General features: G+C 61.3%; 31 protein-coding genes. 13 read left to right on the forward strand and 18 right to left on the reverse strand.

Annotated features, from left to right (window positions below):
- Positions 1-25 precede the first annotated feature (25 nt).
- The gene (tdh, locus tag ACX80B_RS03805; protein WP_459293213.1) at positions 26-1,069 is read right to left on the reverse strand and encodes an L-threonine 3-dehydrogenase; all 1,044 of its coding nucleotides are present in this window, start codon (positions 1,067-1,069) and stop codon (positions 26-28) included.
- A 305-nt stretch (positions 1,070-1,374) separates the two neighbouring features.
- On the opposite strand from tdh, the gene ACX80B_RS03810 reads away from it, so the two are divergent.
- On the forward strand, positions 1,375-1,791 hold the full coding sequence (locus ACX80B_RS03810; RefSeq protein ID WP_459293215.1) for a hypothetical protein: 417 nt from the start codon (positions 1,375-1,377) through the stop codon (positions 1,789-1,791).
- 143 nt (positions 1,792-1,934) lie between these two features.
- On the opposite strand, the gene ACX80B_RS03815 is transcribed toward ACX80B_RS03810, so the two are convergent.
- Positions 1,935-2,792 (reverse strand): hypothetical protein, encoded by an 858-nt coding sequence (locus ACX80B_RS03815; RefSeq protein WP_459293217.1) that lies wholly within the window; start codon positions 2,790-2,792, stop codon positions 1,935-1,937.
- Positions 2,793-3,131: 339 nt separating this feature from the next.
- Between ACX80B_RS03815 and ACX80B_RS03820 the strand changes: the two genes are divergently transcribed.
- The gene (locus tag ACX80B_RS03820) at positions 3,132-3,530 is read left to right on the forward strand and encodes a hypothetical protein (protein ID WP_459293219.1); all 399 of its coding nucleotides are present in this window, start codon (positions 3,132-3,134) and stop codon (positions 3,528-3,530) included.
- 264 nt (positions 3,531-3,794) lie between these two features.
- Here ACX80B_RS03820 and ACX80B_RS03825 read toward each other — a convergent pair whose 3' ends face one another.
- Together ACX80B_RS03825 and ACX80B_RS03830 are read right to left on the reverse strand one after the other, a co-directional pair.
- Complete coding sequence (locus ACX80B_RS03825; protein WP_459293221.1) at positions 3,795-4,055, reverse strand: amphi-Trp domain-containing protein; 261 nt, start codon at positions 4,053-4,055, stop codon at positions 3,795-3,797.
- 480 nt (positions 4,056-4,535) lie between these two features.
- Positions 4,536-5,909 carry a flotillin family protein gene (locus tag ACX80B_RS03830; RefSeq protein ID WP_459293223.1) on the reverse strand — a complete coding sequence of 458 codons (1,374 nt, stop codon included), beginning with the start codon at positions 5,907-5,909 and terminating at the stop codon, positions 4,536-4,538.
- Positions 5,910-6,449: 540 nt separating this feature from the next.
- Between ACX80B_RS03830 and ACX80B_RS03835 the strand changes: the two genes are divergently transcribed.
- Together ACX80B_RS03835 and ACX80B_RS03840 are read left to right on the forward strand one after the other, a co-directional pair.
- Positions 6,450-6,578: a hypothetical protein gene (locus tag ACX80B_RS03835; protein ID WP_459293225.1), complete on the forward strand. Its 129-nt coding sequence runs from the start codon at positions 6,450-6,452 to the stop codon at positions 6,576-6,578.
- Positions 6,579-6,695: 117 nt separating this feature from the next.
- Positions 6,696-6,908, forward strand: a complete 213-nt coding sequence (locus ACX80B_RS03840) for a hypothetical protein (protein ID WP_459293227.1) — start codon at positions 6,696-6,698, stop codon at positions 6,906-6,908.
- 208 nt (positions 6,909-7,116) lie between these two features.
- Here ACX80B_RS03840 and ACX80B_RS03845 read toward each other — a convergent pair whose 3' ends face one another.
- Positions 7,117-7,464, reverse strand: coding sequence for a PadR family transcriptional regulator (locus ACX80B_RS03845; protein ID WP_459293229.1), 348 nt, complete (start codon positions 7,462-7,464; stop codon positions 7,117-7,119).
- A complete protein-coding gene (locus tag ACX80B_RS03850; RefSeq protein WP_459293231.1) occupies positions 7,461-8,462 on the reverse strand; it encodes a hypothetical protein in 1,002 nt (333 codons plus the stop codon). The genes ACX80B_RS03845 and ACX80B_RS03850 overlap by 4 nt, the downstream gene beginning before the upstream one ends.
- Before the next feature lie 380 nt (positions 8,463-8,842).
- Between ACX80B_RS03850 and ACX80B_RS03855 the strand changes: the two genes are divergently transcribed.
- Positions 8,843-9,286, forward strand: coding sequence for a hypothetical protein (locus ACX80B_RS03855; protein ID WP_459293233.1), 444 nt, complete (start codon positions 8,843-8,845; stop codon positions 9,284-9,286).
- Between the two features lie 201 nt (positions 9,287-9,487).
- Here the strand turns inward: ACX80B_RS03855 and ACX80B_RS03860 are convergent, their stop codons facing one another.
- From ACX80B_RS03860 to ACX80B_RS03875, 4 genes are all read right to left on the reverse strand, one after another.
- On the reverse strand, positions 9,488-10,105 hold the full coding sequence (locus ACX80B_RS03860; protein ID WP_459293235.1) for a hypothetical protein: 618 nt from the start codon (positions 10,103-10,105) through the stop codon (positions 9,488-9,490).
- A 47-nt stretch (positions 10,106-10,152) separates the two neighbouring features.
- Positions 10,153-10,335 carry a hypothetical protein gene (locus ACX80B_RS03865; protein WP_459293237.1) on the reverse strand — a complete coding sequence of 61 codons (183 nt, stop codon included), beginning with the start codon at positions 10,333-10,335 and terminating at the stop codon, positions 10,153-10,155.
- Between the two features lie 387 nt (positions 10,336-10,722).
- Positions 10,723-11,415, reverse strand: coding sequence for a hypothetical protein (locus ACX80B_RS03870; protein ID WP_459293239.1), 693 nt, complete (start codon positions 11,413-11,415; stop codon positions 10,723-10,725).
- 265 nt (positions 11,416-11,680) lie between these two features.
- Entirely contained in the window at positions 11,681-12,094 is a 414-nt protein-coding gene (locus ACX80B_RS03875) for a hypothetical protein (RefSeq protein WP_459293241.1), read from the reverse strand.
- Between the two features lie 395 nt (positions 12,095-12,489).
- On the opposite strand from ACX80B_RS03875, the gene ACX80B_RS03880 reads away from it, so the two are divergent.
- The 4 genes from ACX80B_RS03880 to ACX80B_RS03895 are packed head-to-tail and all read left to right on the forward strand — an operon-like array spanning position 12,490 to position 13,991.
- Positions 12,490-12,933 carry a hypothetical protein gene (locus ACX80B_RS03880; RefSeq protein ID WP_459293242.1) on the forward strand — a complete coding sequence of 148 codons (444 nt, stop codon included), beginning with the start codon at positions 12,490-12,492 and terminating at the stop codon, positions 12,931-12,933.
- A gap of 32 nt (positions 12,934-12,965) precedes the next feature.
- Entirely contained in the window at positions 12,966-13,205 is a 240-nt protein-coding gene (locus ACX80B_RS03885; RefSeq protein ID WP_459293244.1) for a hypothetical protein, read from the forward strand.
- Positions 13,198-13,572, forward strand: a complete 375-nt coding sequence (locus ACX80B_RS03890) for a hypothetical protein (RefSeq protein WP_459293246.1) — start codon at positions 13,198-13,200, stop codon at positions 13,570-13,572. The genes ACX80B_RS03885 and ACX80B_RS03890 overlap by 8 nt, the downstream gene beginning before the upstream one ends.
- 32 nt (positions 13,573-13,604) lie before the next feature.
- Positions 13,605-13,991 carry a hypothetical protein gene (locus ACX80B_RS03895; RefSeq protein ID WP_459293248.1) on the forward strand — a complete coding sequence of 129 codons (387 nt, stop codon included), beginning with the start codon at positions 13,605-13,607 and terminating at the stop codon, positions 13,989-13,991.
- 31 nt (positions 13,992-14,022) lie between these two features.
- Here ACX80B_RS03895 and ACX80B_RS03900 read toward each other — a convergent pair whose 3' ends face one another.
- From ACX80B_RS03900 to ACX80B_RS03910, 3 genes are all read right to left on the reverse strand, one after another.
- On the reverse strand, positions 14,023-14,847 hold the full coding sequence (locus ACX80B_RS03900; protein ID WP_459293250.1) for a hypothetical protein: 825 nt from the start codon (positions 14,845-14,847) through the stop codon (positions 14,023-14,025).
- Positions 14,848-15,258: 411 nt separating this feature from the next.
- Positions 15,259-15,798, reverse strand: coding sequence for a DEAD/DEAH box helicase family protein (locus ACX80B_RS03905; protein ID WP_459293252.1), 540 nt, complete (start codon positions 15,796-15,798; stop codon positions 15,259-15,261).
- 122 nt (positions 15,799-15,920) lie between these two features.
- A complete protein-coding gene (locus tag ACX80B_RS03910; RefSeq protein ID WP_459293254.1) occupies positions 15,921-16,535 on the reverse strand; it encodes a nucleotidyltransferase domain-containing protein in 615 nt (204 codons plus the stop codon).
- Between the two features lie 647 nt (positions 16,536-17,182).
- Here ACX80B_RS03910 and ACX80B_RS03915 point away from each other — a divergent pair.
- On the forward strand, positions 17,183-17,620 hold the full coding sequence (locus tag ACX80B_RS03915) for a VOC family protein (RefSeq protein WP_459293565.1): 438 nt from the start codon (positions 17,183-17,185) through the stop codon (positions 17,618-17,620).
- A 290-nt stretch (positions 17,621-17,910) separates the two neighbouring features.
- On the opposite strand, the gene ACX80B_RS03920 is transcribed toward ACX80B_RS03915, so the two are convergent.
- On the reverse strand, positions 17,911-18,414 hold the full coding sequence (locus ACX80B_RS03920; RefSeq protein WP_459293256.1) for a DUF6326 family protein: 504 nt from the start codon (positions 18,412-18,414) through the stop codon (positions 17,911-17,913).
- Positions 18,415-18,538: 124 nt separating this feature from the next.
- Between ACX80B_RS03920 and ACX80B_RS03925 the strand changes: the two genes are divergently transcribed.
- Positions 18,539-19,207 carry a TetR/AcrR family transcriptional regulator C-terminal domain-containing protein gene (locus ACX80B_RS03925; RefSeq protein ID WP_459293258.1) on the forward strand — a complete coding sequence of 223 codons (669 nt, stop codon included), beginning with the start codon at positions 18,539-18,541 and terminating at the stop codon, positions 19,205-19,207.
- Positions 19,208-19,311: 104 nt separating this feature from the next.
- Positions 19,312-20,277 carry an NAD(P)-dependent alcohol dehydrogenase gene (locus ACX80B_RS03930; RefSeq protein ID WP_459293260.1) on the forward strand — a complete coding sequence of 322 codons (966 nt, stop codon included), beginning with the start codon at positions 19,312-19,314 and terminating at the stop codon, positions 20,275-20,277.
- Positions 20,278-20,290: 13 nt separating this feature from the next.
- Here the strand turns inward: ACX80B_RS03930 and ACX80B_RS03935 are convergent, their stop codons facing one another.
- On the reverse strand, positions 20,291-20,416 hold the full coding sequence (locus tag ACX80B_RS03935) for a hypothetical protein (RefSeq protein ID WP_459293262.1): 126 nt from the start codon (positions 20,414-20,416) through the stop codon (positions 20,291-20,293).
- A 583-nt stretch (positions 20,417-20,999) separates the two neighbouring features.
- On the opposite strand from ACX80B_RS03935, the gene ACX80B_RS03940 reads away from it, so the two are divergent.
- Positions 21,000-22,073, forward strand: a complete 1,074-nt coding sequence (locus tag ACX80B_RS03940) for an alpha/beta fold hydrolase (protein ID WP_459293264.1) — start codon at positions 21,000-21,002, stop codon at positions 22,071-22,073.
- 108 nt (positions 22,074-22,181) lie between these two features.
- On the opposite strand, the gene ACX80B_RS03945 is transcribed toward ACX80B_RS03940, so the two are convergent.
- The 3 genes from ACX80B_RS03945 to gatA are packed head-to-tail and all read right to left on the reverse strand — an operon-like array spanning position 22,182 to position 26,097.
- Entirely contained in the window at positions 22,182-23,063 is an 882-nt protein-coding gene (locus ACX80B_RS03945) for an aminoglycoside phosphotransferase family protein (RefSeq protein WP_459293266.1), read from the reverse strand.
- On the reverse strand, positions 23,056-24,570 hold the full coding sequence (gene gatB, locus ACX80B_RS03950) for an Asp-tRNA(Asn)/Glu-tRNA(Gln) amidotransferase subunit GatB (protein WP_459293268.1): 1,515 nt from the start codon (positions 24,568-24,570) through the stop codon (positions 23,056-23,058). The genes ACX80B_RS03945 and gatB overlap by 8 nt, the downstream gene beginning before the upstream one ends.
- Positions 24,571-26,097, reverse strand: coding sequence for an Asp-tRNA(Asn)/Glu-tRNA(Gln) amidotransferase subunit GatA (gene gatA, locus ACX80B_RS03955; protein ID WP_459293270.1), 1,527 nt, complete (start codon positions 26,095-26,097; stop codon positions 24,571-24,573).

The raw sequence follows: 26,097 nt of genomic DNA on the forward strand, positions 1-26,097 counted from the left end.
CTTCTCCTGTCAATCCGTCGCGGTTCTAGACCTGGGTCCAGTCCAGCACAACCTTGCCGCCCACACCATTGCGTGCGGCCTCGAAACCCTTCTCCCACTCGGCGGCCGGCAACTGATCGGTAATGACGCCCGAAATCGCGTCATGCAGCCAGTCGCTGGTCTGCAGCATAGCGCTCATGGCATACCAGGTTTCATACATCTCCCGCCCGTAAATCCCCTGCAAAGTCAGCATGTGCGTGACCACCGTCGCCCAATCAATATCAATCGACGACGCCGGCAGGCCCAGCATCGCAATCCGGCCACCATGGTTCATATTCGCAATCATCTCCGGCAACGCCGTCGGATGCCCGCTCATCTCCAACCCGATATCGAACCCCTCGGCCATCCCCATGCTCTGCTGCGCATCCCGGATCTTCGTCCGCGCCACATTAATCGGCAAATCCACGCCCACGGCCTGCGCCAGTTCCAGGCGCGGTTCGCTGACATCCGTGATGACAATGAAACGCGCACCGACATGACGCACCACGGCGGCAGCCATCAGCCCGATCGGCCCCGCCCCCGTGATCAGCACATCCTCGCCGGTGACAGGAAACTTCAACGCCGTGTGGACAGCGTTGCCCAACGGATCGAAGATAGCGCCCAACGCCGGTGTGATCCGCTCATCCTGAACCCAGGCATTCGTCTCCGGAATCACCACGTACTCGGCAAACGCGCCGTCGCGCTGCACACCGACGCTGACCGTGTGGATGCACAACTGCCGCCGGCCGGCCCGGCAGTTCCGGCACATGCCGCAGACAATGTGCCCCTCGCCCGAGACCCGGTCGCCGATCTTGGTATTGTGCACGCCGTCGCCGGTTTCGACGACCTCGCCGTAGAACTCGTGGCCGGGAATCAGCGGTGCGTTGATGGTGCTCTGCGCCCAACTGTCCCAGGACTGGATGTGCAAATCAGTGCCGCAGATCCCGGTAGTCATCACCTTGATCTTTACTTCGCCGGGACCAGGTTCCGGCTCCGGCCGGTCCACCAATTCAAATCCCGGCTGCGCGCCGGACTTATAAAGCGCTTTCACTGATACATCCCTTTCGTACCACCCCTTGAGCCTCGTTGCCCGGCTCTACGCTATCAAGACCGACGGGACTGCAGGATTCCAATCTTCTTCATGAGGGATGGCCTGTCGGCTTCACCCCACCGTTTTATCCACTTCCGGCGACGAGGGCCTGGTGGCCCATCCGTCCGGGCCGTCGGCTGCGAATACCTGACGATGTAGCCATGGCGTCATCCCCGCTGGGATTTTAGGCCGAGAGGCAGACATGGAGAAGTGCCCGTCACCCTTCGCATAGATAGATGCCTGCGACTGACTGAAAGAGAGTACTCATGACACAGTCCGGACCGCCCAACGCCGAAACCCGCCAAACTCCCCCGGCTACAGCCACCCTTCGCGCCCTGCAAGTGACCGCCGTTGTGAGCTTGCTGGCGCTGATCTCCCAATTCATCACCGCTGGCAACATCTTTTCCAGCAGTGTGGCCGCACTGAACCTCCACGGTGCCGGTGCAATTGCGATGCACGTGATCTTCGGACTAGCCACCTTGGCCGCGGCAGCGCACTGGCGTATCCGGCACGCACCGCTGTGGCCCGCAGTGGTCACCGCCGTGGTGTTCGTGCTCAGCTTCGTGCAAGCATATCTTGGCAGCGCAGCGACGCTGTGGGCTCACGTGCCTGGCGCGCTGGTGCTCACCATCGGCGTCGTATGGGTCACCTCATGGTCCTTTAGCCGCAGCGCGCGACACTGAGTGCTCGATGAACGCCTTGACGGTTGGTCGGCAGAGACGGTGAATCCGCCTTCGTGACGGGAGAGGAGCTGCCGCCGTAGGCACGAGGTATATTCCTTCCATCACCGCTGCATGCGGCAACCAGTTCGGCGCTGCCCCTCACCTCACTCGCATCCGACCCCCGGGGCAGCTGGCAACCGCTCCGCAGCCCCGAGGCCATCGACGACGTAGGCCGCTGAACGGTCCGCCGCCAGCCACAGTTCATGACCCTCGCGCCGATAGCCAGTGTCCTCGGCGTCCGCCGGCAGAACGACCTCGTCGTCGTAGGTTGTACGCGTCAGTTCGGCCTCGAACTCGCCGTCGGGGTCGCGCACGTACACCGCACCGCGCTCCTCCCCACCGAGGTACAAGAAGGTGAGGTCGTCCCAGCCGCAGTGTTCCGGGCCGGGTTGGGAGAGCACCATCGTGGTCGGCACCGTGCGGCCACGCTCGTCGGTCCAGAGGCCGAATCCCAGGTCCTCGGCTACCGCTGTGGGGAACTCAGCCGGGTCGCACTGTGCCCACGCCTCGATCCCCCAGCCGCGGTCGCCGGCGTAATTGCCGACGTCGGCAGCGGCGACGAACGCGACCTTGGTCTCGCCGTCGACGTCGTAGGACAGCAGCACCCGGCCACCGTTCTCGCGCTCCACCTGGTAGCCCTCCCCCGGAGTCGCGTATCTGGCATTCGGCTCCCCGGAGAGGTAGTTATCCAGCGCCTCCGCAGCGCTGTCCCCGATCTCGTAGAGGTCGCTTTCGAGGTAGTCAGCACCGCCCCCGGCGAACGGCTTACCCGAGCACTCGAGAGCCAGGCCGGCAGCGCCTGAGCGCTCCCGCACGCTCGCGCGGTCCGCAAACGACTGTGGCACCTTCATCGGTCCGGAGTAGGGCGTGGGAACCGGATCCCCCGCGCTGACCACGGTATGGGCGCCACACCCGGTAAGGAGCATCAGGACCGAGGATGCCCAAAGAACCGGGCTCGTCATGCACTGAGGTGAGCCCCTTGAGTTGATCACCTTCTCCCCCTTCCACATGCAGCACACTGGTCCCGGTACAACGGCCCACCGACAGGTCCGGTTCCCGGTTACCCAATGGTCTTACGGGGCTGTGAGATTTGGAACCGGATCTGTTGAAACACAGATTTGCAGTATTCGCAATGAAGGCGCAGCGACTCAATCCATGGCTGCCAATGGAAACGCCGCCGGCTTGATCCCCAGATTCTCGTCCCGTGATTGCCGTCCTGCCAGGGCGCTAGACTGCTGTGTGACCCTTCACGTTTTGTTTGGATAAGGGGCAGTAATGAATTCTCAACCGGGTCGTTTGCGATGAAGGCCAAGGATCATCCGACGGTGAGGCGCGCGTCCACTTGGTGGGCGACTCGAGCCATCGGGGCGGCGGGCCCAGCAGTCTTTTTTACGTTTTTAGCGGTTCGAGACCCGACAAACGAAACGCTTATATGGGCGGCGGCCGCCAGCGTCATTTTTGCGATCGTGATGGGCTTCTTCGTCGTGTGGCAGATAAAGCAGCTTCGATTCGAATATCGGTATAAAAATGAAGATAACGATGAGTGGGACCAGCGTTTCGAAGCTGAGTTATTGAAGTTGGGCATGACACCCGATGCTGCTGCCATGGCTATAGGCGTAGCAGCTGACAGCGGCGACAATTACGGCGATCCGAAAGAAGTGGCCCGTCGATACGCCGCAGCCAACCCGGATAAGCAATAGAGCGCAAGGCCTGAAACGCTCCCGTGCCGGGCACCCCCATCTAGGGGGCAAGCAACTGCTTGGCGGGAGTTCAAGGAAAGCAAGGGAAGGCTGCAGCTATGACAGAGAAGCAACGAACAAAGCCCGAGCAGGGGGCTGTTGATCTTCGCCGTCTTGGCCTTTACCGCCGGGACAGCGATCTCACCGCTTCTAGGCCTCAATCCCGGTGCTAGCCAGCGCATTCTGCGGATGACGTGGAGGACTGACCCGGCACGGCCTCGGAGGTCAGACGAGCGGTTCGTCGTCGGCCGGCGAGGCCGGCTGCTCGCTGAGCGCCCATTTGAGCTGGAACTCGATCTCCTCTTCTTCATCGCCGCGTTCATGCTCGATGGAGAACTCAGCCCGCGCCGGCACCCGAATGCGCTCTCCGGCGACCTGGATCCGGAACGAGCCTCCGCTCTCGAGTGCGTCCGCGAGGCGCCGTAGCTTCGCGACCACCTCGTCGGTGCCGTACACCCGCTCAATATCTCGTGATTCCTTGGCCACCGCGTTCCTTCCGTCCCGCTTGCACACTGCGTCTGTGAGCGACTATACCGCAACGTTTCTTGCCGCATCCCCGGCCGCTGTGGACGCAGTGATAACAGCGACTACCTTCACATAACCGGTTATAACCGGCGACGGCTGACAATCGAGAAGGCCCTCAGCTCCAAGGGTCAGAATCGATGGAACCAACCCTGTTCCGGTTTTCGCAACTTCTGACGGAGCGTGCCCATTGTGCCGTCTTGAGGTCGGACGCGTGTCGAATCCACCATGTAGACGCAGGTGGCACCCGGCGTCGGCCATGGTGCGGACCAAGGAGACGCGTCGACACTGGATGCCTATAGGTTCGCCCGTTTGGAAGTTCTGGACTTTGCAAGTCCGCAAGTTCCGGTGTGCTCGGATACCTTTTTCCCGACCGTAGAGGCGAGGGCCGCCTCGCTGAGCACGTCTTAGATGCGTCCGTCCAAGCCCCAACGCCGAATCAAGCTACCCCTTTTGTGAATGCACAGAAGCTTCTTCCGAATTATCTGTAGCGGCAACAGCCGTTGCCTCCGAATCGGCGTTGTCAGCGGTATTTCCCGTACCGTTGAAGTTTTGCAGTGTCGCGATGATGTCTAATCCGGTCGTGTCTTTCAAGAGTTGGAGTGATTCCTGAATCCCGGCAGCCACATTCCGGTTCAAGTGTCCGGCACCGTCCTGGGAAATGACGGTCATATTGTCTACGGCGCTCATCGGAGCTGCAATTTCCCTGGCGACACTCGGCAGCGTCTCGAGCACCCGGCTGATGACGGCGGCTTCGTTGAAATGGCTGTAAGCATCGGCCTGCGCCTGAATCCCGGCGGCTTCGGCTTCGCCTTTCCTCCTAATCACATCAGCGTCGGCTTCACCACGTGCCTTGTCTGCGTCTGCTTCGGCCTGCGCCGCGGCCAATCCTGCGGCCGCTTCCTGCTCGGCCTTGTATCGTTGCGCGTCGGCAGGCTTGCGTACCTCAGTGTTTAGTTCGCGCTCACGCAGTTCAGCACGCCGTTCGGCAACTTCCTGGTCTTTGAGAATGACGGCTTGATCCTGTTCAGCCTTGGCCAGCGGTCCTGCCGCGTTGGCTTCAGCCTGGGCCGCGTCAGCCTCCCGCTTCAGCTGCGCACGACGGATTTCCAATCGTTGTTCAGCTTCCGCGACTTTCTCGTCAGCAATTGCAGCAGCTTCAGCGGACTCTTGCCGCGTATTGGCTTCGGCAATATCGGCATTCCGGGCAACTTTCGCAGCCTCCGGCCGGCCGAGATTGCTGAGGTATTCCGTGTCGTCGTCAACCGACTGGATTTGGAATGTATCAATCATCAAACCCTGGTTGTTCATCGAGTGTTCGGCTTCCTCTTTCACCTTGCTGGCAAAAGATGCACGGTCCTTGATGATGGATTCGACCGTCAGCGTTCCGACAATGGAACGCAGCGAGCCGGAGAGGGTCTCTTGAGTGTAAGGGTCAATCTCATGCTGCTGGTCCAGGAAACGCTGCGCAGCCCTGCGCACATACACTTCGTTGCCGCCGACCTTGACCTGCGCAACGCCGGTCAGATGCAACTTGATTCCGTTCTCTGAAATACCCTCGATACGAAGGCTGACTTGACGGGATGCCAATGAAATGGAGTGCGCCCGTTCGGTGAAGGGGTTGATAAAAGCACGACCAAATACCACCCGCTGTTTCGCTTCTTCCATATCGGAATTTTCGGAAACCTGATCCCTACCGCTTTTCCCTGCAATAATCAGCGCTTCGGATGGCTTGGCGATCCGAAGCGAACGCATCAAAATAATTCCAATAATGGCGAGTACAACAACTACCGCCACGGTGACAATAATAAATTCCATATCCCCAGTACTTTCTATTGTTGCTGCATATACACCCAACCTACCCTCGATCGTGACCGGTAGGCGTCGACTAACGGACACACTTGAGAACTAGATCCACGGCGTAGTGCGGTGATGGATCCGCATACGGAATAGAAGAGATACCAAAATGAAGCTGCGATTCAACCCTATTTCTGGTTATCAGTTTCTGGAGGTGCCATTGTCTCCATAGTTGGAGCTTCGTGAAAGTTGACCATAAAAGAGGGTTTGTGATCTGCGCCATATTCTCGTGTTAGGTGCGAACCTGGATAAAAAGCACCGGGGCCGGTGACCGAACCCTTGACCACAATCTCGCCATCCTGCAACGCATCACTGGGCAGTAGATCCTCCCCGCCCCGCAGCCGGATCGTTCACTGTTCACATTGAGCTGTTGCCAAGGACGGGACAGTCCAGGAGCTGCGGAAGTTGAAAATTGACTACTTGGTCCAAGGGAGGACCTTTCGCATTTTCCGATGACGTTACAGCGTCAGGCACACAAGTCTTGGTACTGGAGGGCACACCATGCAGACGGATTCCTCATCAAGTCAGAGGTCGAAGTCCGAGAAGGTAATTGTCGGCTGGGCATGGCAAACACTTGGCCTAATTGCCTTGGTGGCGATTTTCTATGTGATCGCCTCCGCCACCCAGTGAGGAGTTCAGGCACCGGTGCATTCACTTGACTTGATCCCTGCTCACGGTCGTTCATGACGGCTATGCTCGCGTTGTAGGTGGAACCGCTTGGCAACGTTTTCCAGAAGGAAGAGGCCGATGAGGTTAGCTCCCCAGTCGTATCAGCCACAACGGGATCTCTACGACCCCAACCTGCCGGTGGGAGTCGTCGGACTCATTCTGGCGTTCTTCTTACCGCCGATTGGACTGCCAGTCAGTATCGTTCAGTGGGCCACTTATGGCATATACATCGGTTGTGCGGTCTTGCTCATGATGCTGGTAGTTCCCGTAGCCATCGCCTTTGGGGCCTGAACTGATACCAAGCGGCTTGAATATTCTTAGCCGCCATGCGTCAGGATGTGCCAGCAGAAAGCAGGGCTGCTTTGCTCGCACAAGCCGATCCTTGTTTGACACGCCGTTGCTGCGTCGCCTGTGGCGGGTCAAGCTGAGTATGATCTCGGCGTGCGTCGGGGAATCGCACGTCTGGAGGTCGCATGTCGGCCCCAACTCATTCAGTGCCTCAAAATGGACTCCTGGAGCGCACGGCTTGGTCGGCGCGGCCGACGGTATCCACCGCGCCAATAAATAATCGCCACTGTTCTCCCAAGTCCTTCAGCTGCCTGTGCCCCGAGTCCGTTAGCCCGTAGACCTTCCGCGCGGGACCCGAATCGCTCTGCTCCCACTGCGCCACAATGGCTCCTTCGTCCTCGAGCCGCACGAGCGCTGGGTAGAGCTGGGCACCCTTAATCGGTTGGAGCCCCGCCGACACTAGGGCCTGCGAGATGCCGTACCCATGCCGCGGTGCGACGGCGAGCACGCTGAGGATGAGCATCGGCAGTGAGGCCCGCTGCCACGCGGCAATGCTCACTGCCCCTCCCTCCACGGTCTCCGAACCCAGCCGCGGCCAAGAGCGCCAATGGCGACAGCGGCGAGAGCAACCGCCACCGGGATGCTCAACGTTGCCCAACTCTGGTTTGCCAGGACTAGCGTGGCGATCACCAGCGGACCACCCGTGGCAGCAATAGTGGAAGCCCACCAGCGCCGTGACCGCGCAATCTGATCGGACGCGGCCACTTCACGGGCCAGGGCCAAAGGGTGACCGAACTCCTCGAATGCCGAAGTCCCCTTAGATCCGAGCACCTGCTCGATCTCGAGGACGTGACCACGGGCGGCGCCGGCCGGCATCAGGCGGGCCCGCAGGCCGTCCCTGAAGCGGCGCAGCCACTCGATATCGTCCCAGCTCTCGCGGAGTGCTTGCTGCGGCATCCGGCCCCCGACCACGAGCACGATGACGCCCGGGGCAAGCATCGCCAGTGCCAGGAGCGGCACTGGTGCATTGCTCACCGCGATGTGCCCGGAACCTAGGTTCGCCGCGGCGGCGATGCCCGCGATAGCGATCGCCCCTGCCGCGGCCTGGGAACCGAAAGCTAAGACCGACCGTCCAGCGGAGAAGAGCGCTCGAGCTACGACCCATCCCACGGAGGCGGCCAGAACGCCCGCGGCGACCAAGGAGTGCGCGGTATCCATTTCGACCGACCAGCCATGGCGAATGATCGTAAGCAGCACTGCGACGGCGCCGACACCCACAAGCGTGCCCCCAACCTCCCGGAGCGCGGGTCGCAGCCCCCCGCCCAGCGAGGTCCGAACCGCTTCATTTACGGTCGCGAGCTCGGAAGCGTCCTCTGTCGCGAGCACGTCAGCGTTGCCGAAGAGTTCGGCTGCAGAGACCCCGGTCTCACGGAGCGCGTCGAGTAACTCATGCTCACGCTCTTCGAGTATGAGCACTGGAACATGTTTGCCGACCATCGACATCCGGTAGCGCTCCACCCACTTATGGTCCCCGACTGGCCACGCACTTACATCCATTGTTGTATCCTGTATCTAGATTGCAAATGTATCTAGATACAACCATATACGAGCGGACGTAAGCAACACCGCGATCGATTCGTCGTACTGGTCAGGGGTCATTACCAGGCAATGGCGGGCGGGGCCAGTCGTGCCGATTAGATTGCGAACAACCTGCCCGCTGGGGATCGACCACCGGCGCATGGACTGATAGCCAAGCAGCCAATACACGTCTTTTAGCGGCGGAATATCAGTGAATTATTGACGGGGACGTGGTTGGGAACGTATCGGTTCGGCTACGTTCCCAGTTGTCTCGCGCGGTGCGATGTGGAGGATGGCATACTACGGGCTACCGGCAGTACCAAGGCACAGCCGGACGACCCGAACTGCAGCGATATGTCATGAAAATACGAGTACTCCTCTTGACCAGTCTGGCTGTCTCTGCGATGACGGCAGGGTGCGGGAACCAGCAGGGAGACGCTGTCTTCGATGGCCCCATCTCCACTGGGCCGAATGGGGAGATCCTGCTGATAAATCCTGATAGCGGGTCGGACAACTTCGAGATGGAAGCAGCATTCGAAGGAACCTTGGCACTCGGCGACGGAAACTGCATCATCGGACGGACCACTCAGGGCCAGGAATCCACGTTGGTGTTCCCCGCCGATACACGGTTGCCCGGAAACGGATCGATGACCTTGAAAGTGGATGGACGCTCGATTGAGATCGTCGCTCCCGTGACCTTCGGCGGCGGCTTCCTCACGGGAGCACATCTCGAAATACTCTTGACGAACGCTCCTAAGGAATGCCGCCGTGCGGAGACGTTCTATGTGCAGAACATCCAGTAACTCGACCTCCGGGAACGAGCACGTGACAGAGGCGTGACCCCGGCTAATATCGCCGGTGCACCGACGCTGTCGAACGTGTCCGCGGCACCACCGCCCTCAACGGCCGATCCCCCCACGTCGACCTTGCGGATCAGGACCGGTCACTAGTGAACGACCGGCACCACAATAGGATCTTCAACGGGCACCGGAATGGTCGCCGGCTCATCCATCCGTGCGCATCAGGAAGCGGCCAGCGAGCCAAAATTCACGCAGCATCAGTGTCAATGCCCCGACGTAACAGAGAATGAGGAATATGCCGAGCCACAAGACTGTGCTGCTTCCGGATAGCATCTGGGGGATGAAGCCCAGCGGAATCATGGGCTGAATCAGAAGTTGAGTGGCAACATTCTTGCGCTGTTGCACCGCGGCGGCGCGAGTGATTTGAAGATGTTCTGCCTCCACCGGTTCCTTACCGAGTACCTGCCGTCTCACATGCTTCTGCTCATGGCTTTCCAACGACAGCGTCACGCTGACATTCCCAACATCGGCTGCCGGCCGGATTTTCTTCGCGTTGTAGACCACTCCACCAACCAAGGCGCCCACCACGGCCAAAAGGAGCCCGAACTGCAGGTTCAGCCGGTCCATCCAGGCGAGCCCGGTAAGGGCGGCGGTCCCTGCCGAACCCAACAGAACCAGGACAAGAAACCCGATGGGAAAGTATTGGAGAAAATAGGTCTTCAGTGCTGGGCCCAAACCGTTGTCGGCTATGCCTTTGGCTCTGCGGACGGCTTTGGACCACCGGTCATTGGACTCGGCCATCAGGCGGTCAATTCCATTCATGAGCCCACTTCTCCAGGGTTGGAGACCCTTGCCAAAGAGATCTCTCCTCAACTCTCATCAGTTGCGCCACCGGCTTCAACTTCATCTTCATACCGGTCCTCGTGATGAAACTGCTTGAGGGCTTTCCAGTGCAACAAGCCACAAACAATGGTGGCAACGACAGCAAATGCGGCCACGGCCAGTTTTTCGTTGGTTGGGTCCCGCATTTGCCAAAAAAAGATCAGAACCACTGCCAGCCTCGCGAGCTAGATGCATTGAGATGCCCAGATAAAGGTGGCGCGGCGCACCGTTGGGTGATTCTTGGCCCCCATGGTGGAGAACATTCATGGAGAACGCTTGGTAGAAATCCCATCACTGCCCCTGTCGGTAAGCTCCCCAGCGGATTTCGCAGCAGTCTATAGCGCCGGGCACGAGGTGGCCATGACGGGCTCAGGAGTCCAGTTTCGTTGAGATCTGTCCCAAACGTTGTCGAGAATTCTCCGCACGATGCATTGCTCACCTACTGACCTAGCTCGTGTTAGATGAGCCGGACAAATGATCGGCTTGCGGGGCCCCACGATCGGCTGACGACCATGCGAAGAGGGGGGCAGATTCAAGTGTGCAGGGTCGTTCGATCGTCAATCTGCGAACTTGATGGTGGTGACTTCGAACTTGGCGCCCCGGCAGGTCGCGGTCACGGTCACCTGCGGCCGATTCTTCACGGCTAAGGCTTCTTTGAGAAACGATGGGGTCGGCACCGGATCTGTGCTGCTGGTGACGCGCGCATTGAGTTCTACGCGCGACCAAGTATCCAGGTTCAGCCCCTTGCCGCGGGCGGTGGTGAATGCCGCGGTATAGGGAACTGTGAGGTCGTAGTCTCCCTCATCGGGCATGGCCCCGTCGTCGACGACGATATCCCACGTCCCGGTGAACTCCACCGGTTGTTCACACGCTACGGGCCGGGAAGCGGCCTTGACCAAGGCTGGCCACTCATCCATTTTCAGGGACGTGTTCACGTACACCGAACCGCGTCTGCCTTGGCCTAACAACACCGCCTGATCAGTACTGGTATTGGGCAGGGTGAACAACTCACCTTGGTACGACGTCTGTAGCGGACGACCGTCACAGTCGCCGAAATGCGCACTGCCCAACGAACGGCCAGGCCGCGGCATCGAGGCCACCGCCACCGCCCGGTACACCGCGTCGTCGTAGCGGACCCTGACCGTACACTCTCCCTCCATTCCCTGGTGGGGCGAGCACCCCGCGACGCTGACCCCCGTTACGAGAACACCGATCACGCCCCAGGTCACAGCACCGACTCTTCGACGCATCCGTGACCCCTTCCGGCTCGTATCGATGATGCTACGCGCCTTAGTGGCGGTTCGGGCTCCAAAAACGATCAATGGATATGTGGTGTCAGCCCGAACCGACCCCGACGGCGTCTTAGTCTGCTGCGCAGAGGGCGAGTGTCCCTGTGGTCAACGAATGACATAAAGACGTGCTACCGCGCATCCGAGTAATCTCGTCCATCGGCCAGCGTTGAAGTATCGGAAAGACAAACGGTCTGAAATTCCTTTCATGGGCTTGTGGACGGCGCTACCGCATCCCGCTTCGGTGCCGATCTTCAGTCATCGACCGGATGCGCAGGGAGGAATTGGCGAATGCAACTGCAACGAGCAGATAGAGAATGGCCGAAATCATTGTGAGCGCCGGCTCCGTCTGGATCGTCCAGTTTGTCATCAGCAAAGGGACCGCTTGGACTGTGAATATTGCCGCCACCACAAACCCGGACGTTGGTTTGGCTGTCAGCTTCCACAATGGACGGGGCGTAAGCGGCTCGCCTTCACCCCGGAATATCCGTACAAAGATGGCCACCATAGCCAACGTAAGCGCGAGAACAGTAACGATTCCAACTGCTGCACCGGCTATCAGTGTCACCGCAACACCCAAAAAGATGCTGAATATCCATCCAAAAACTAGATAGTTCACTTTAGTTGCATTAGAAGTCACATAGCGTGCCATTTTGTCCCGATCACATCGTGCCAAGCAAGAGCTGACGAGTCGAAGCCGCGATGATCATCCGCTCTGCCAGCTCACATCGCGATTATGAAGAGAAGCATATCCAGCAGTGGTCGGTTGGGGAACACATATTTGTCGTCTTCGTGTCAGCAAAACATTGACATCCAGCAGGGCCATGCGTCCGACGGGCAGATGGTGGGCTCAATAGATCACCGCAATCGCCTTCTGCTACTCCGCCCTTCGATTGCCGAGCGCAAACTGAGCTAGCTGATGTGGAGCCGGCACCAGCTACACAGCCTTCTGGCCATTTTTAAGTTATCGCTTCGCAACCTCTCAACTCTCGCCTTCATATGATCTCGCGGTTAGCGTGATACCAACGTAGTTTCATGCCAGACAGGGACCTAATGCGCACATTGGCCGGACTGACCGCTGGTGTTGTCGTACTGCTGGCGTTGGCCGGCTGCAGTAACGATCCGAAGCCTGGAATATCTGCTCTCGAAGTTCCACCGGGCACGGCTGACACTTTCGGCAGCGACGCCGACGCTTTAGACATTGCAGCAGACAGCATTCGATTGCTGGTGGAAGAGGACGGCTACGCGTTTTATACCGCAGCGCCGGATAATCCCGAGAACGGTAACGTGTGCCTGGTCATCGAGACCCTCGAAGCAAACACCCTATCTGCCGGGTGTACCAAGATCCCCAGCGCGACCCCCTTGGAGGTGACAGTCTCTGGCGTACGAGCGAAGCTGGTGGTTGATGACTATGACGCGGGCAAGGAGCTGTCTGAGGGCTGGCGGCAACTGCACCAGAACCTGCTGGTACTCCTCTAGCTTCGTTGGAAACTGAAGATCGGTAGACCGGCATGATCACCAGACGCGGGATAGTTGAAGACGTCGTCCTGCTGCTTTTCCTGAACGGCGTACTGCTCATCATGCTGCAGGAGCGCTATGACTTCGTTCTGATGCCGACCGGATCGATTATCGGTCTAGCCGGCGCCTCGCTGCTCATCCACGGAATCCGGCTCCTTCGAAGGCAGTACCGGCCGCGGGCAATCCAGAAACGTTGCCACCCGAAAGCCAGACCTCCAGGAACGCATGAATGACACCCATGGTCTGGGCCCAATATCCGGCCGCATTAACCCGGATGAGCTCTCGGCTGCCATTGAGTTCGTCTTTGCATCCACGCCGACGGGCCGGGAAATGCGGATGGCATCGGTCAGCGTGGAGGATGGGACAATCGCCGTCGTCTTCAAAGGCAGCGAAGAGGATGGCGGCGGCCCGTTTGGTGCCCGGCTGCCGGCTCCGGCCGTGATCGGCGACGAAGCGTGGGAACGCTACCCGGATCCAGTAGACCTTGAAGAGTGGGCAACGTATGCCGTCCTGGTCCTCATCGTTGAGGAATACGACACCGGGAGGTTGGAGGGCCGGGGTATTGTCGAGGACGGAATTTTCTGGCTTCAGGTCCAGTAGGGAAGCCGGTTCTTCCCGCTACGATGAAGCGTATGAGGCTCGGCGGCATTGCCAGACAGGCAGTACTGACTGTCCTTTTTGCTGTCGCCGCGGCCACGTTGTGGCTGATCTGGTTTATCTGGCCGGTCCAGTTGGGGTTGGGAAGCCGGGTTCCGGCCGCGGTGTGGATGATCGGGTTCGCCGTGTCGGCGATTGTCCTGATGATGTTCGCATGCCGAAATCTCCACCCGGCCGTCGTGTGCCTGGCCGTTCCCGCAGCCTTCACCCTGGGATTCGCCCTCACCCTGGTTCCTGCAGATTCCACCGGTCTCTCGCGTATAGGGCTCATGCTGGTGGGGCTTGCCAGCTTCACTGTCATTCCCCTCGTGGTGCTCGTCTATACCGGGATCCGCAGCGAAACCTCAGCGACGGCAAAATAAGCTGAGTTCGCAGATCCCTTGGGCACTTCGATCATTCAAATACGGTCAGAAGCTCGGGCGGTGGATGGGCATCGCCCTCAAACCAGGAGATTTCGACGCCGTCCACCAGCCCGTTCCGGTGCCACACCAGCAGCATGACGTTATCGTCCGCGCCGGTCGCCTGATCGATAGCGTTGAAGGCGATGGGGCACTCGGTCTTGCGGGGGATCCGCGGGGTGTCGGCGGTGACCACTATGTCAAAGCATCCATGGTCGCAGTGTTCACTCCTGCGCACCCGCGAATGTGCAAACTGAGCCTCCAGGACAGGCCCGTACTCCTCGCTGACGCTGACCATCCCTGCGTATAAGCGACGGTGTGCGGGACATGGCTCTTCCCACGGCGTTGACTGCTGCTGATCCGGCTCACCGACGGCACCAGCCATCCTTCCACCGTGATCCTCCTCGTACCTGCGATTCGTGCGGCGCTCCAGCACGAAGACCGAGATCGACAGTGCGCCAGCTCCGAGTGCCATCACGATCCGCGGTCGCTGGGAACCTAACGACCGCACCTTGTTCTCAAGCCAGCCATCAACGCGCACAGCCGACCCGGCGAACCTGTACATCAGGGCCGCACCACCTGCCGCCATACCAATACGGATGGGAAGAGTGGGGATCTCCTGCCTGCCGTCGCGCGGCCAGGCCGACAGCTCCAGAGCCGTAAAGGCTGCTAACCCGGTTCGGTAAGGGAGCCACCCGGACTCGGAGGGCAGAACGGGACGGGCAAGGGTTCCGACTGCGGCCACCACCGTGGATACGACGCCGTACTGGACGCTCCCGGAGTCACCGAGAGCGCGCAGCTGGGACAGAAAATCTGGCATGAAGTGAGCATACCGGGCCATGGCGATCCATCAGCAGCAATTCCCGTCAAGCCACCCCCGGGACGCCTGGACGACGTGGCGCCAGGCTTCCTCCATGCGATGGCCGAGCACGTTTCAAAATATGACGCCGGGGCAGGCGTTGGTTTCGGCCGTCATCTGGACGGCGCTGGGAGTGGGTCTCGTGGTGCTACGAGCGGTGGTAACCGATGAATCGCTGATGCTGGCTTGCAGGTGATCGGAGCGGATCAGCGCAGCTGTACGTTTCCGCGCGCACTCCGGAGAGCAGGTTTGGCGCTTGGCTGGTACCTCTGCGGATTGACAAACCGCGCACGCTGCGATCTCCGTACGTTCAACAACAAACGAGACCCTTCCCATATGTCGATCGGTTCGCGGGATGCTTAACCTGTTCTGCTATGCCGGTGTATCTCTTCCAGTGCGCTTTCGGGCCTCTGCGATCTGTAAAGCGGCTTGTGCGGCAGTGAGGTGGGTGGTGTCGACGACCTCAGCCTCGTCGTGCAACCATGAGCTGGCTGCCTCGGCGTAGGGCTCCAGATACCTGAGGCGGAAGGCAGACGGGGGCATATGTTCCCCCTCAATGCGCGCACGGAGGGTTGTTTGATCAGCGTGGAGAACGAAGTGGTGGACCGGAATGGAATGGCTGGCGAGGCCAGCGCTGATCTCGCGCCAGTACGGCTCGACCAGGACAGTCATAGGCATTATCAACGTGCCGCCGGTGTAGTCGAGAATGCGTCGGGCGGTTTCGACGACGAGAGGCCGCCACGGCTGCCAGTGCTGGAAGTTGTCTGTCATCGGCAGCCCGGGTGTGATGTCCATGAGTGTCTCGCCAACCTTTTCGGCGTCGAGCACCCGTGACTCCGGGATCAACGGCTGCACAAGCGCAGCGGTCGTCGTCTTGCCGACTCCGTGAGTGCCGTTGAGCCATATGATCACAAAACCCAACGGTATCGCGAACCCTCGGCCAATGCCTCAGAAACGCGACGAAGGTCCGAATCTGCGCCGGTTAGCTCACCGCAAATCGACCTTTGATGCGGAAGGAGCGAAAAAGGGCGGATCTAAAGCGTGTTGCACCATGGGTGGTCAGGATGGGCGACTTGCAAGGCCGACCCGAGCCATCGTCGGTCGGGCTCGTCCAGCAACGGTAGGCACGATTCGAAGTCCGCCTGATCCTTTGGCCGGAGTCCAGGAGCTTTGTGCAACAACTGGACCTCGGGCCGCAGATAGTCAACCCCATCGCGGGTCCAAAGAAGGTCCTCGGTCGGGCGACTGACACGCCCATCCCGTTTGTAGGTCCACATCGAATTGGCTTCGTCCATGAGAATGACGTCATACTCCCACGGCTCGGCCCCGCCAGTACGCGTCCACAGATTGCTGCAAGTGGATGGAACCGGTTCATTCACGTCACCGACCAGAGGACGTAAGGTTCCTTTATCAGCGGCCCACAAATCGAAGCGGGAGTTGAGGTGCTGTCGCAGGAGGACGATGTCGGATCGTGGGATGCTGACGTCCAAGTCGCCATGTGAGCGGTGTGTTCCGGTGAAGGCTTCGATCGCCCACCCGCCAGCGACCCACCACCGTCCCGGGTATCCTTTGAATAGTTCGACCGCATCAGCCGGGGCTCGACGACGCCACGGCCCGTACAATCGAACGATTTCCTCGTCGTTGAGCACGCTCCAAGTCTAAACAGCTCATCATTGCACCGGCACCATAAAGCGATCCCCATCGGGTTGTTTTGCCCTAGAGAGTTTCAAAGCAGGCAAAGTGTCGACTGTTGAGTAATAAACAACGATTCGTCGTGAACACTGCCTCCTACCACTGGTAGCTCTCCACTGGGTGAGATGTGTTCGTAGTAGCCCAACTTGTTACCCCAGGGATCCGCGAAGTCGAGGAACGCCACCGCTCCAGGCAATGCCGTCATCCAGGAGACCTCCATCCCGCTTTCTGTGAGCCGTGCATGCATGGCATCAAGATCATGCACCCCGAACCGAACACGGTTCAGTAGTGGTTGTACTTCACCTTGATGACGCCGACGAGCCGCAGCAGTTGTACCTCCTGTACGCATACGCCGCGTTCCATGGTTCGGGGGTGGGCGCGGCGCTCCTCAATGCATTTATCGAACGCACCGCGCCTGCTCGCTCTGGGTCACCGACCCCAACCCGCGTGCACAAGCCTTCTACCGAAGGAATGGATTCCTCACCGACGGCGCGGTGTCCGGCTGACGCGACGCTGATTCTGCGGAATGGTTAGCCGTCCAGATGAGCCAAACCGGCAGCGCCGTGCCTTGAACGGGTCCGCGCTACTCGGTATCGTGCAACGCATGCCCATCAAACTCGAGAACGTCGGGATCGCAGTCCGGGACCTCGATGCGGCGATCGCCTTCTTCACTGACCTCGGGCTGGACGTCCTCGGCCGTGACACGGTCAGTGGAGAGTGGACCGACATCGCCGTCGGTCTCGACGGCAATCACGCCAACATCGCCATGCTTCAGACGCCGGACGGCAATGGTCGTCTCGAGCTCTTCGAGTACATCCACCCTGACGCGATCGAGACTGGGCCCACCCTGCCTAACGAGATTGGCATGCACCGCGTCGCCTTCTCGGTCGACGACATCGACGAGGCCCTCGAGATCGCTGCCAGGCACGGCTGCCACCCGCTGCGCGGCGTGGCGACCTACGGCGACGCCTACAAGCTCACCTATTTACGCGGCCCTAGCGGCATCCTTGTGATGCTCGCCGAGGCGCTGAACAAGAGCTGACTAACATTTAGCAATCCAATCCAGAGAAGTGCTCGAGCCAGTTGTGCTGAGCACTTTTAGGCATCGTCGTGGACTTGCCGGCACCGTTCGGGCCGAGGAACCAAGTTATGGTGCCGGGCGCGTTGGTGATGCGGTGGGCCTGTGTGCGCGTCCGATAACCTGACCTGCCGGTATGGGCCTTGGAAGGCCCCTACCGGCAGGTCAGTGGTAGTTGGAGTCCCACCGCCAGGGACCCCACGCCGCGGCACCGAGGCAGATGGCTCCGAACGGGACGGGCACTGCTCAAGGGTTCACGCTTGTTGCTGGGCGCGAACGGCTTCACGGTCCGGGCTGGTCGGCGTGGTCGGCATGGTCGCCGACGGGGCGGTGCGGGGCCAGGCCCGGGCAGAGCGCAGGATAAACGCCAGGATCAGCACCTCGATGCCGATGGAGAGGGCGTAGAAGGAGGCCCATTCCCAGTTCGTCGATGCCGCGTTGAACACCATGACGGGGATGTAGAGCGATGCCACGACGAGGTTCGTGGCGCGGTTCGCACGGGCGGGCAGTGTCATGGAGAGCAGGATCATCAGGGCCGGGATCCCTATGACCACGACGAAAATGGTCAACAATGGCCCGCTGATGTCGAACACATAGATGACGCCACCCCGGATCTGGTCGATGGCGCCGGGCTTGTAGAGGTGGAAGTAGTCGATGTAGATGACGAAGAACATCAAGCTGGTCCAGGCGGCGGCGAGCTTGGCTTGCACCGGCATCCGCAGATGCTCCAGCGTGGTGGCGGGTTGATGTGTTCTCATCATGGGCTCCGTTGTTGTGATGAGGATCGGAAGGTCCTCGGGGTTTCGTCCAACGTGCGACTTACGGTTGTAAGGCACGATCACAAGTGTAGCCTTACGCGCGTAAGTGCGCAAGAATGGGGAAATGACGCGACCCACACCACTGAGCAGGAAGAGGATCATCGACGCCGCCGCCGCAGTCGCCGACCGCGCGGGTGTCGCCGCCGTAAGCATGCGCAGTGTCGCGAAGGTGCTCGGCGTCGAGGCGATGTCGCTCTACCATCACGTTCCAAGCAAGGAGGCGCTGCTCGACGACCTCGCCGACTGGGTATTCGAGAGGATCGAACTGCCCCAGGTCGGCGGTACCTGGCGGGAGGCCCTGACCGACCGGGCACGATCGGCACGATCGGTGCTCACCGCTCATCCGTGGGCGCTCGGGATGATGGAATCTCGTCCCAACCCCGGCCCAGCGCTGCTGCAACACCACGACCGTCTCCTCGGCGTGCTGATGACAGGGGGCTTCAGCCCCGCGCTCGCAATACACGCGTTCTCCGCGATCGACGCCTACGTGCACGGGTTCGCGCTGACCGAGACGAGCCTGCCGTTCGAACCGGGGGACGGCGCCGAGGGAGCGTTCGCCGTCAAGGTCGCGGCGTCGGCGGAGCTGTATCCGCACATTGCGCGCTCGCGCGCCGAGCTGCTGGGCGATGGCGCTTACGCGTTCGCGGACGAGTTCGACTACGGGTTGGAGCTGCTGCTGGAGGCCCTGGAGCGTCGGGTCGCCGACGAGAGCCCCGCGCTACGCGAGCGTTAGCGCATCCGCCTGCGCGAGTACGCTGTCCGGGCAGCAGGAGGGCGGACGTCTTCACCGAACGGCGAGTGATTGCGCGCCCCGGCGGGCGCGACTAGCGTCGGTGCATGAGAGCGATCGTCTATGACCGCTACGGGTCACCCGATGTGCTGCGGCTCGACGATGTCGTCACGCCGACGCCGGGGAGAGGCCAGGTGCTCGTGCGGGTGATCGCAACCTCGGTCAATCTGAGCGATTGGGAGGGGCTGCACGGGTCGCCCGCCTATGCCCGATTCGGCGGCCTGTTCAGACCCGGCCGCCGCACGCTCGGTTCGGACATCGCGGGAGTGGTCCAGGCAGTGGGCGCAGGGGTCACGTTGTTCCGGCCCGGTGACGATGTCTACGGCGACAATCTCGGCCTGAAAGGCGGTTTCGCGGAGTACGCCGTGGCGCCCCAGCACGCTCTCGCTCTCAAGCCGGCCGGACTCTCATTCGCCGAGGCGTCGACCCTGCCGCAGTCGGGGGCGATCGCGGTGCAAGCAGTTGCGCGCGCTAAGGCCGGTGAGCGGATGCTGATCAACGGCGCCGGTGGAGGAACTGGGGCGTTCGCGCTCCAGCTCGCCGCTGCTTCCGGCATCCATGTCACCGGCGTGGACAACGCCGGCAAACTCGACTTCATGCGATCCCTGGGAGCCGCCGAGGTCATCGACTATCGCGCCGACGACTTCACGCGTACCGGTCCGTACGACCTCATTATCGACCTCGTCGCCCGGCGGTCCGTGTTCGCGTATCGCCGTGCGCTCGCCCCTGGTGGCACCTACCTGATCGTCGGTGGGACGACGCGCGCCCTGCTGCGAGTTGTGACGGTAGGCGCACTGATCGGCACCATGACGGGTCGGCGTATGGGGGTTCTCGCCGTCAAGCCGGGTCCGGCGCACTTCTCGCCTCTTGCCGACCGATGCATCGCGGGAGATGTCCGTATCCACATCGACCGCGTGTTCCCACTCGAGCAGGTGCCCCAAGCGCTCACCTACGTCGGCGACGGCCACGCACTCGGCAAAGTGGTGGTCGAGGCGCGGACAGGTGCCGATTGAAGACCGCGCGAACCTACGAGAGGGTCAATTCCAACATTTCGAGGAGCAGGACGATCACGACCGCCGCGGCAAGGTACAGCCGTAGATTCTGGATATGGAATCTCGCCCCGACCCCTGCCCAGCGCTGCTGCAACACCACGACCGCCTCCTCGCGGGAAAGGCGAGGCCGCAGGCGCCGACAGATACGGGCTGGACACCCCTGACCGCTGAGTAGACGAAAATGTCACCCGGCGAAGATGCGGCCACGCTGAGGAGTGATTTCCACAACCCCTATCCGAGCATGCCGCCTGGCGCCGCCGTTGATCTCGTGACCTTCACAGTCCAGCAGTCAGGTTCGTAGAGCGAGCCGCATCTGGCTCTGGTTGTCAAACACCGGATCAGCACGGCATCTGCACCCCGACCGATGATGCTTTTGCTTTCTAGAACGCCAATAGCTGTGGCGGCTTCACGGGTCAAATATCCGATTCCTTTAATTCCGCCAGCACCATTGACAGATACCCCTGGGGGGTATATTTTGAAGGTGTTGGCAGACCCGCTCATCCTTGGTTCACACAAGCGGCGACAGGTCCTCCACCCCAACATGAAAGTGCAACTTAGCGATAACACAACACGTCTGTAGGACTTCCCTTCACTTGTCGGGGGCGATGTCATTTCGGACGAACGGCCCGCCTTTGAACGGGCTCTCACTTCATCCGAACATCTCCAAGTCTGGAAACATCCCCATGTCACAGGTCAGTCGTCAGCTCCCGAACACCACGAGCCACGCAACCCAAGGAGCACCCGAAAAACGCCGCCAGCCATTTCGGCGCACACTAAAAGCCACCGGCGTCATCGCTCTCACCGCACTGGGAATAACTCTTGCATCCACAGCGGCCAACGCACTTCTGGAACAGCAGGAGAAGTCGAGTACCGCTCAGTACGGTGACCTGGTGGAAGTCGCCGGCGGCGAGGTTAACGTCGTTCGGGCTGGCACCGAAGGTGCACAGCCCCTGGTCCTGCTCAGCGGTCTGGGCACAGTAGCTCCGGCGCTGGACTTCGCCCCCTTGATCAGGGAACTCGATGCTTACGATGTCATCGTCGTCGAGGGCTTCGGGTACGGCTACAGCGACATGAGTGCACGTGATCGGACCGTGGAGAATATCAGCACTGAGCTCCACGAGGCCCTCTCCACACTCGACATCGAGAAGCCATACGTTTTGGCTGGACACTCGATCGCGGGCTTATACACACTGGACTATGCGAACCGGTACCCGAGCGAAGTATCCGCCGTTATCGGCATCGACCCCAGCGTGCCTACCACCCAGCTAGCGAAAGATTCCGCGGCTAGCGGCGGCATCAATATCATCGGGATACTGTCCACAATTGGCTTGGTTCGAACAGCGGTCTCGGTCGCGCCCAGCCTGGTGGACCCGCCAAGCGACGACTACACCCGGGCCGAATTAGAACGCAAGCGCCAAATGACAATCTGGGACTACGGCAACGCGGCGGTCGCCGACGAATCCGCCCGGGTCGCCAGCAATGTCGCAGCACTCCAGGGAGTGACCTACCCGGAGGACTTGCCCGTTCTTCACTTCCTCGCCAGTGACAACGTGGCCCAGTCTCCCGACTGGCTCGAGTCGCACAAGAACCAGCTCAAGAACGTCAAACGCCACAAAATCGTCGAGCTCAAGGGCCCACACAACCTGCAATGGACCCAGTCGAAAGCCATGGCCCAGAAAATCACAGAATTCCTTCAGGACAGTGCCGCATCTCAGGTTCCGCCTACACCCCTTGCGGCGGCGACCGAAACGACCTAGGGGAACTAGAAAACGCCTACAGGCAGCCGAGTGACACCACATAGTGGCGCCACTCGGCTCCTCGCAGGCGCTGTCATCCCAGCCCTTCGGACGTCCAACGCGAAGAGTTCAGGCCAGGATCTGTTCAAGGCTGTCCTCGCCGACCTTGCGAAATACGGGATGGTCGTCGGAGGAGGCAAGCATGGCCGTCGACATCGTCAACGCCCAGCCCTTGGCTCGTTTCCAGGTATCGCTGTCGATACTGCCGTGTTCGTTGAGGCGGGCGATGAATCTGTGCCGGCCTTCGCCGTCGAACGTCAGCCAGGCGGTGGCCAGATCAGTGGCCGGATCGCCGGCGGTGAGATCGCCAAAATCGATGACCGCTCTCAGCCGGCCGCGGTCGAGGAGAATATTCGCGGGATGCAGATCACCGTGCAACCACAGTGCGGGACCGCGCCAACCGCGCACGCTGCTGAGTTCATCCCACAATGCCGCGACTTCGCAGCGGCGGGGTATTGCCCCGCTGGCCAACCGTTGAGCGACGGCGGCGTGCCGGGTCCTTAACGGGACGCCGCGCACGGGATTATGCGGTGCGTCGGCCGGGGCCGGGTGGTGAAGCTCCGCGACGAAATCGGCGAGGCTCTCCGCCAGCTCGGTCCGCTCGGCGATGGGAACTTCAGCGGCCTGGACACCGTCGAACCAGGGGCAAACGGACCAGGCCCAGGGATAGTAAGCCGTCGGGCTTCCGGTCCGGACGGGAGCAGGCACATCGACCGTCACGCGGGCCGCCATCGTGGGCAGCCAGTTCTGTTCGTTCAGGACCAGTTGCGCGGCCTGCTGCCGCCGGGGAACGCGGACAGTCAGTCCGGTTCCGAGCCGGAAGATGACGTTATCCCAGCCGTTCGCGGCCTGCTCCAGCGGGAGGTCCGCTAAATCCGGGTGCTGGTCAGTGAGCAACCGGCGGACCAGTTGCTCACTGACGTCAATTTCGGCAGCAGGGACGTTAGCCATTGACGCCGAGGCGTTCCAGGATCAACTCCCGGACACGTCCGGCATCCGCCTGTCCACGGGTCGCTTTCATCACGCCGCCGACAATGGCGCCCACTGCTTGAACCTTGCCGCCACGGATCTTGTCCGCCACGTCCGGCTGCGCCGCCAAGGCGCCGTCAATTGCCTCGAGCAGGGCGCTGTCATCCGACACGACGGCGAGTCCGCGCTGCTGCACGACCTCGGTCGGGGTGCCTTCACCGGCCAGTACGCCGTCGAGCGCCTGGCGGGCCAGCTTGTCGTTGATTTTTCCGGACTGGATCAACTCGTTCAGCTCAATAATCGTCGCCGGGGTGACGCCCAACTCCGCCGGATCCACTTCAGCAACCTTGGCCCGTCGGGAGACCTCACCCATCCACCATTTACGCGCGACGGCGGGACTCGCCCCGGCAGCGATGGTTTCCTCGATCGAGTCCATCAGACCGGCGTTGACCACGTCCCGGAATTCCTCGCCGGAGTAGCCCCAGGCCTCCTGGAGCCGCTTGCGCCGTTCCGCCGGCGGCTCGGGCAGCTGCGCCCGGAGTTCCTCAATCCACTCCTTGGTAGTGACGACTGGGACCAGATCCGGCTCGGGGAAGTAGCGGTAGTCGTCGGCGTCGGACTTGGGCCGGCCCGACGTCGTCGAACGCGTGTCCTCGTGCCAGTGCCGGGTCTCCTGGACCACCGAGCCGCCGTCGTCGAGCAGGGCGGCCTGGCGCTGGATCTCGAACCGGACGGCGTGTTCGACCGAGCGGAGCGAGTTGACGTTCTTGGTCTCGGACCGGGTCCCGAACTTCTCCTGGCCGTACGGGCGCAGCGACACGTTGGCGTCGCAGCGCACGTTGCCGCGTTCCATCCGGGCGTCGGAAACATCCAGGTTCTTCACGATCTCCCGGATGGCGGCGACGTAGGCCTTCGCCAGTTCCGGCGCACGTGCACCGGCACCTTCGATCGGCTTCGTCACGATCTCCACCAGCGGAACGCCGGAGCGGTTGTAGTCAACCAGCGAGTACTCGGCGCCCTGGATGCGGCCGGTCGCGCCGCCCATGTGCGTGAGCTTCCCGGCATCCTCTTCCATGTGGGCGCGTTCGATTTCGACCGTGAAGACGGTGCCGTCCTCGAGTTCGATATCGATGGCGCCGTCGAAGCAGATCGGATCGTCGTACTGCGAGGTCTGGAAGTTCTTTGGCGTATCCGGATAGAAGTACTGCTTCCGGGCAAAGGTGCAGGATTCGGCGATCTTGCAGCCGAGCGCGAGTCCGATCTTGATCGAGTACTCAACGGCCTGCTTGTTTATCACCGGCAGCACGCCGGGCAGGCCGAGGCACACCGGAGTCACGTTCGTATTGGGCTCGTCGCCGAAGACGTTTGGAGCAGACGAGAACATTTTGGTCTTGGTGTTGAGCTCGACGTGGACCTCGAAACCGAGCACCGGGTCGTACTTGGCGATGGCGTCGTCGAAGGACACGATCTGTTCTGTGGCGGTTGCCATCTACTTTGCTCCTTCGGTCTGCAGCCGGCTCTCGGCCAGCTCCGGGGCCTGGGCCAGCAACGGTCCGCCCCACTTCTCTTCCAGCATCGTTTCGAGCACCGCGCCCACCCGGTACAACCGGGCGTCCTCGCGGGCCGGAGCCAGGAGTTGGATTCCGACCGGCAGGCCATCCTCGGAGGCCAGTCCGCCGGGCAGCGACAGCCCGGGTACACCGGCCAGATTCGCCGGAATGGTGGCAACGTCGTTCAGGTACATTGCCAGCGGGTCTTCGAGCTTCTCCCCCAGCTTGAACGCGGTGGTCGGCGCCGTCGGCGAGATCAGGACATCGACCTGGGAGAAGGCCGCGTCAAAGTCACGCTGGATCAGCGTACGGACCTTCTGCGCCGAGCCGTAGTAGGCGTCATAATAACCGGCCGACAGGGCGTACGTTCCGAGGATGATGCGCCGCTTGACCTCGTCACCGAAGCCAGCCTCGCGGGTGGCACCCATGACGCGTTCGATCGTCGTCGGACCGTCCGGCAGCACGCGGTTGCCAAAGCGGACGCCGTCGTACTTGGCCAGGTTGCTGGAGGCTTCCGAAGGCATGATCAGGTAGTACGCACCGAGGGCGTGGTCGAAGTTCGGACAGGAGACCTCGACGATTTCCGCGCCGGCACCGCGCAGCAGGTCCAGCGATTCCTGGAATTTGCTGCGGACACCGTCCTGGTAGCCGTCGCCGTTCAGCTCCTTGATGACGCCGATGCGCAGTCCGGAAACATTGCCCATTTTGGCCGCCTCGACCAAGGGTCCGACCGGATCGGTCAACGAGGTGGAATCGGCCGGATCATGGCCGCCAATAACTTCATGCAGCAGCGCGGAGTCCAGCACCGTCCGGGTTACCGGGCCGATCTGGTCCAGCGAGGAGGCCATGGCGATCGCGCCGTAGCGGGACACTCCGCCATAGGTAGGCTTCACGCCAACGGTTCCGGTCATCGCACCGGGCTGGCGGATCGAACCGCCGGTGTCCGTACCCAGTGCCAGTGGAGCTTCGAATGAGGCGACGGCGGCAGCTGATCCACCGCCGGATCCGCCCGGAATCCGGTCCAGGTTCCACGGGTTGCGGGTGGGGCCGAAGGCGGAGTGCTCGGTGGAGGAACCCATCGCGAATTCGTCCAGGTTCGTCTTGCCCAGCATCGGCATTTTCGCCGCCCGGAGCTTCCGGACAACCGTTGCGTCGTACGGGCTGAGCCAGCCGTCCAGCATCCGGGAGCCCGCCGTCGTCGGCTGTCCCTTGGTGACAATCAGGTCCTTCACGGCGATCGGCACACCGGCCAGCGGATGCAGCTCTTCACCCTTGGAGCGTGCGGCGTCGACCTCGGCGGCGACGGCGAGCGCTTCGTCCGTATTGACGTGCAGGAAAGCGTTGATGGAGCCGTCGACGGCGGCAATCCTGTCGAGGTGGGCCTGCGTCAGTTCGACGGCGGTGACCTCCCCGGCGGCCAGCTTGCCGGACAGTTCTGCGGCGCTGTTATTGATTAGTTCACTCAC

It is taken from the genome of Arthrobacter monumenti, from assembly GCF_054511255.1.

What these genes read in the sequence shown, in the direction of transcription:
- ACX80B_RS03855 (WP_459293233.1), top strand. Translation starts at nt 8,843, where the DNA reads ATGAAAATACGAGTACTCCTCTTGACCAGTCTGGCTGTCTCTGCGATG.
- ACX80B_RS03835 (WP_459293225.1), top strand. Translation starts at nt 6,450, where the DNA reads ATGCAGACGGATTCCTCATCAAGTCAGAGGTCGAAGTCCGAGAAGGTA.
- ACX80B_RS03895 (WP_459293248.1), top strand. Translation starts at nt 13,605, where the DNA reads ATGAGGCTCGGCGGCATTGCCAGACAGGCAGTACTGACTGTCCTTTTT.
- ACX80B_RS03860 (WP_459293235.1), bottom strand. Translation starts at nt 10,105, where the DNA reads ATGAATGGAATTGACCGCCTGATGGCCGAGTCCAATGACCGGTGGTCC.
- ACX80B_RS03920 (WP_459293256.1), bottom strand. Translation starts at nt 18,414, where the DNA reads ATGAGAACACATCAACCCGCCACCACGCTGGAGCATCTGCGGATGCCG.
- gatB (WP_459293268.1), bottom strand. Translation starts at nt 24,570, where the DNA reads ATGGCAACCGCCACAGAACAGATCGTGTCCTTCGACGACGCCATCGCC.
- ACX80B_RS03930 (WP_459293260.1), top strand. Translation starts at nt 19,312, where the DNA reads ATGAGAGCGATCGTCTATGACCGCTACGGGTCACCCGATGTGCTGCGG.
- ACX80B_RS03925 (WP_459293258.1), top strand. Translation starts at nt 18,539, where the DNA reads ATGACGCGACCCACACCACTGAGCAGGAAGAGGATCATCGACGCCGCC.
- ACX80B_RS03880 (WP_459293242.1), top strand. Translation starts at nt 12,490, where the DNA reads ATGCCAGACAGGGACCTAATGCGCACATTGGCCGGACTGACCGCTGGT.
- ACX80B_RS03850 (WP_459293231.1), bottom strand. Translation starts at nt 8,462, where the DNA reads ATGGATGTAAGTGCGTGGCCAGTCGGGGACCATAAGTGGGTGGAGCGC.
- ACX80B_RS03810 (WP_459293215.1), top strand. Translation starts at nt 1,375, where the DNA reads ATGACACAGTCCGGACCGCCCAACGCCGAAACCCGCCAAACTCCCCCG.
- ACX80B_RS03870 (WP_459293239.1), bottom strand. Translation starts at nt 11,415, where the DNA reads ATGCGTCGAAGAGTCGGTGCTGTGACCTGGGGCGTGATCGGTGTTCTC.
- ACX80B_RS03815 (WP_459293217.1), bottom strand. Translation starts at nt 2,792, where the DNA reads ATGACGAGCCCGGTTCTTTGGGCATCCTCGGTCCTGATGCTCCTTACC.
- ACX80B_RS03830 (WP_459293223.1), bottom strand. Translation starts at nt 5,909, where the DNA reads ATGGAATTTATTATTGTCACCGTGGCGGTAGTTGTTGTACTCGCCATT.
- ACX80B_RS03945 (WP_459293266.1), bottom strand. Translation starts at nt 23,063, where the DNA reads ATGGCTAACGTCCCTGCTGCCGAAATTGACGTCAGTGAGCAACTGGTC.
- ACX80B_RS03915 (WP_459293565.1), top strand. Translation starts at nt 17,183, where the DNA reads ATGCCCATCAAACTCGAGAACGTCGGGATCGCAGTCCGGGACCTCGAT.
- ACX80B_RS03900 (WP_459293250.1), bottom strand. Translation starts at nt 14,847, where the DNA reads ATGCCAGATTTTCTGTCCCAGCTGCGCGCTCTCGGTGACTCCGGGAGC.
- ACX80B_RS03890 (WP_459293246.1), top strand. Translation starts at nt 13,198, where the DNA reads ATGAATGACACCCATGGTCTGGGCCCAATATCCGGCCGCATTAACCCG.
- ACX80B_RS03885 (WP_459293244.1), top strand. Translation starts at nt 12,966, where the DNA reads ATGATCACCAGACGCGGGATAGTTGAAGACGTCGTCCTGCTGCTTTTC.
- ACX80B_RS03840 (WP_459293227.1), top strand. Translation starts at nt 6,696, where the DNA reads ATGAGGTTAGCTCCCCAGTCGTATCAGCCACAACGGGATCTCTACGAC.
- ACX80B_RS03820 (WP_459293219.1), top strand. Translation starts at nt 3,132, where the DNA reads ATGAAGGCCAAGGATCATCCGACGGTGAGGCGCGCGTCCACTTGGTGG.
- ACX80B_RS03940 (WP_459293264.1), top strand. Translation starts at nt 21,000, where the DNA reads ATGTCACAGGTCAGTCGTCAGCTCCCGAACACCACGAGCCACGCAACC.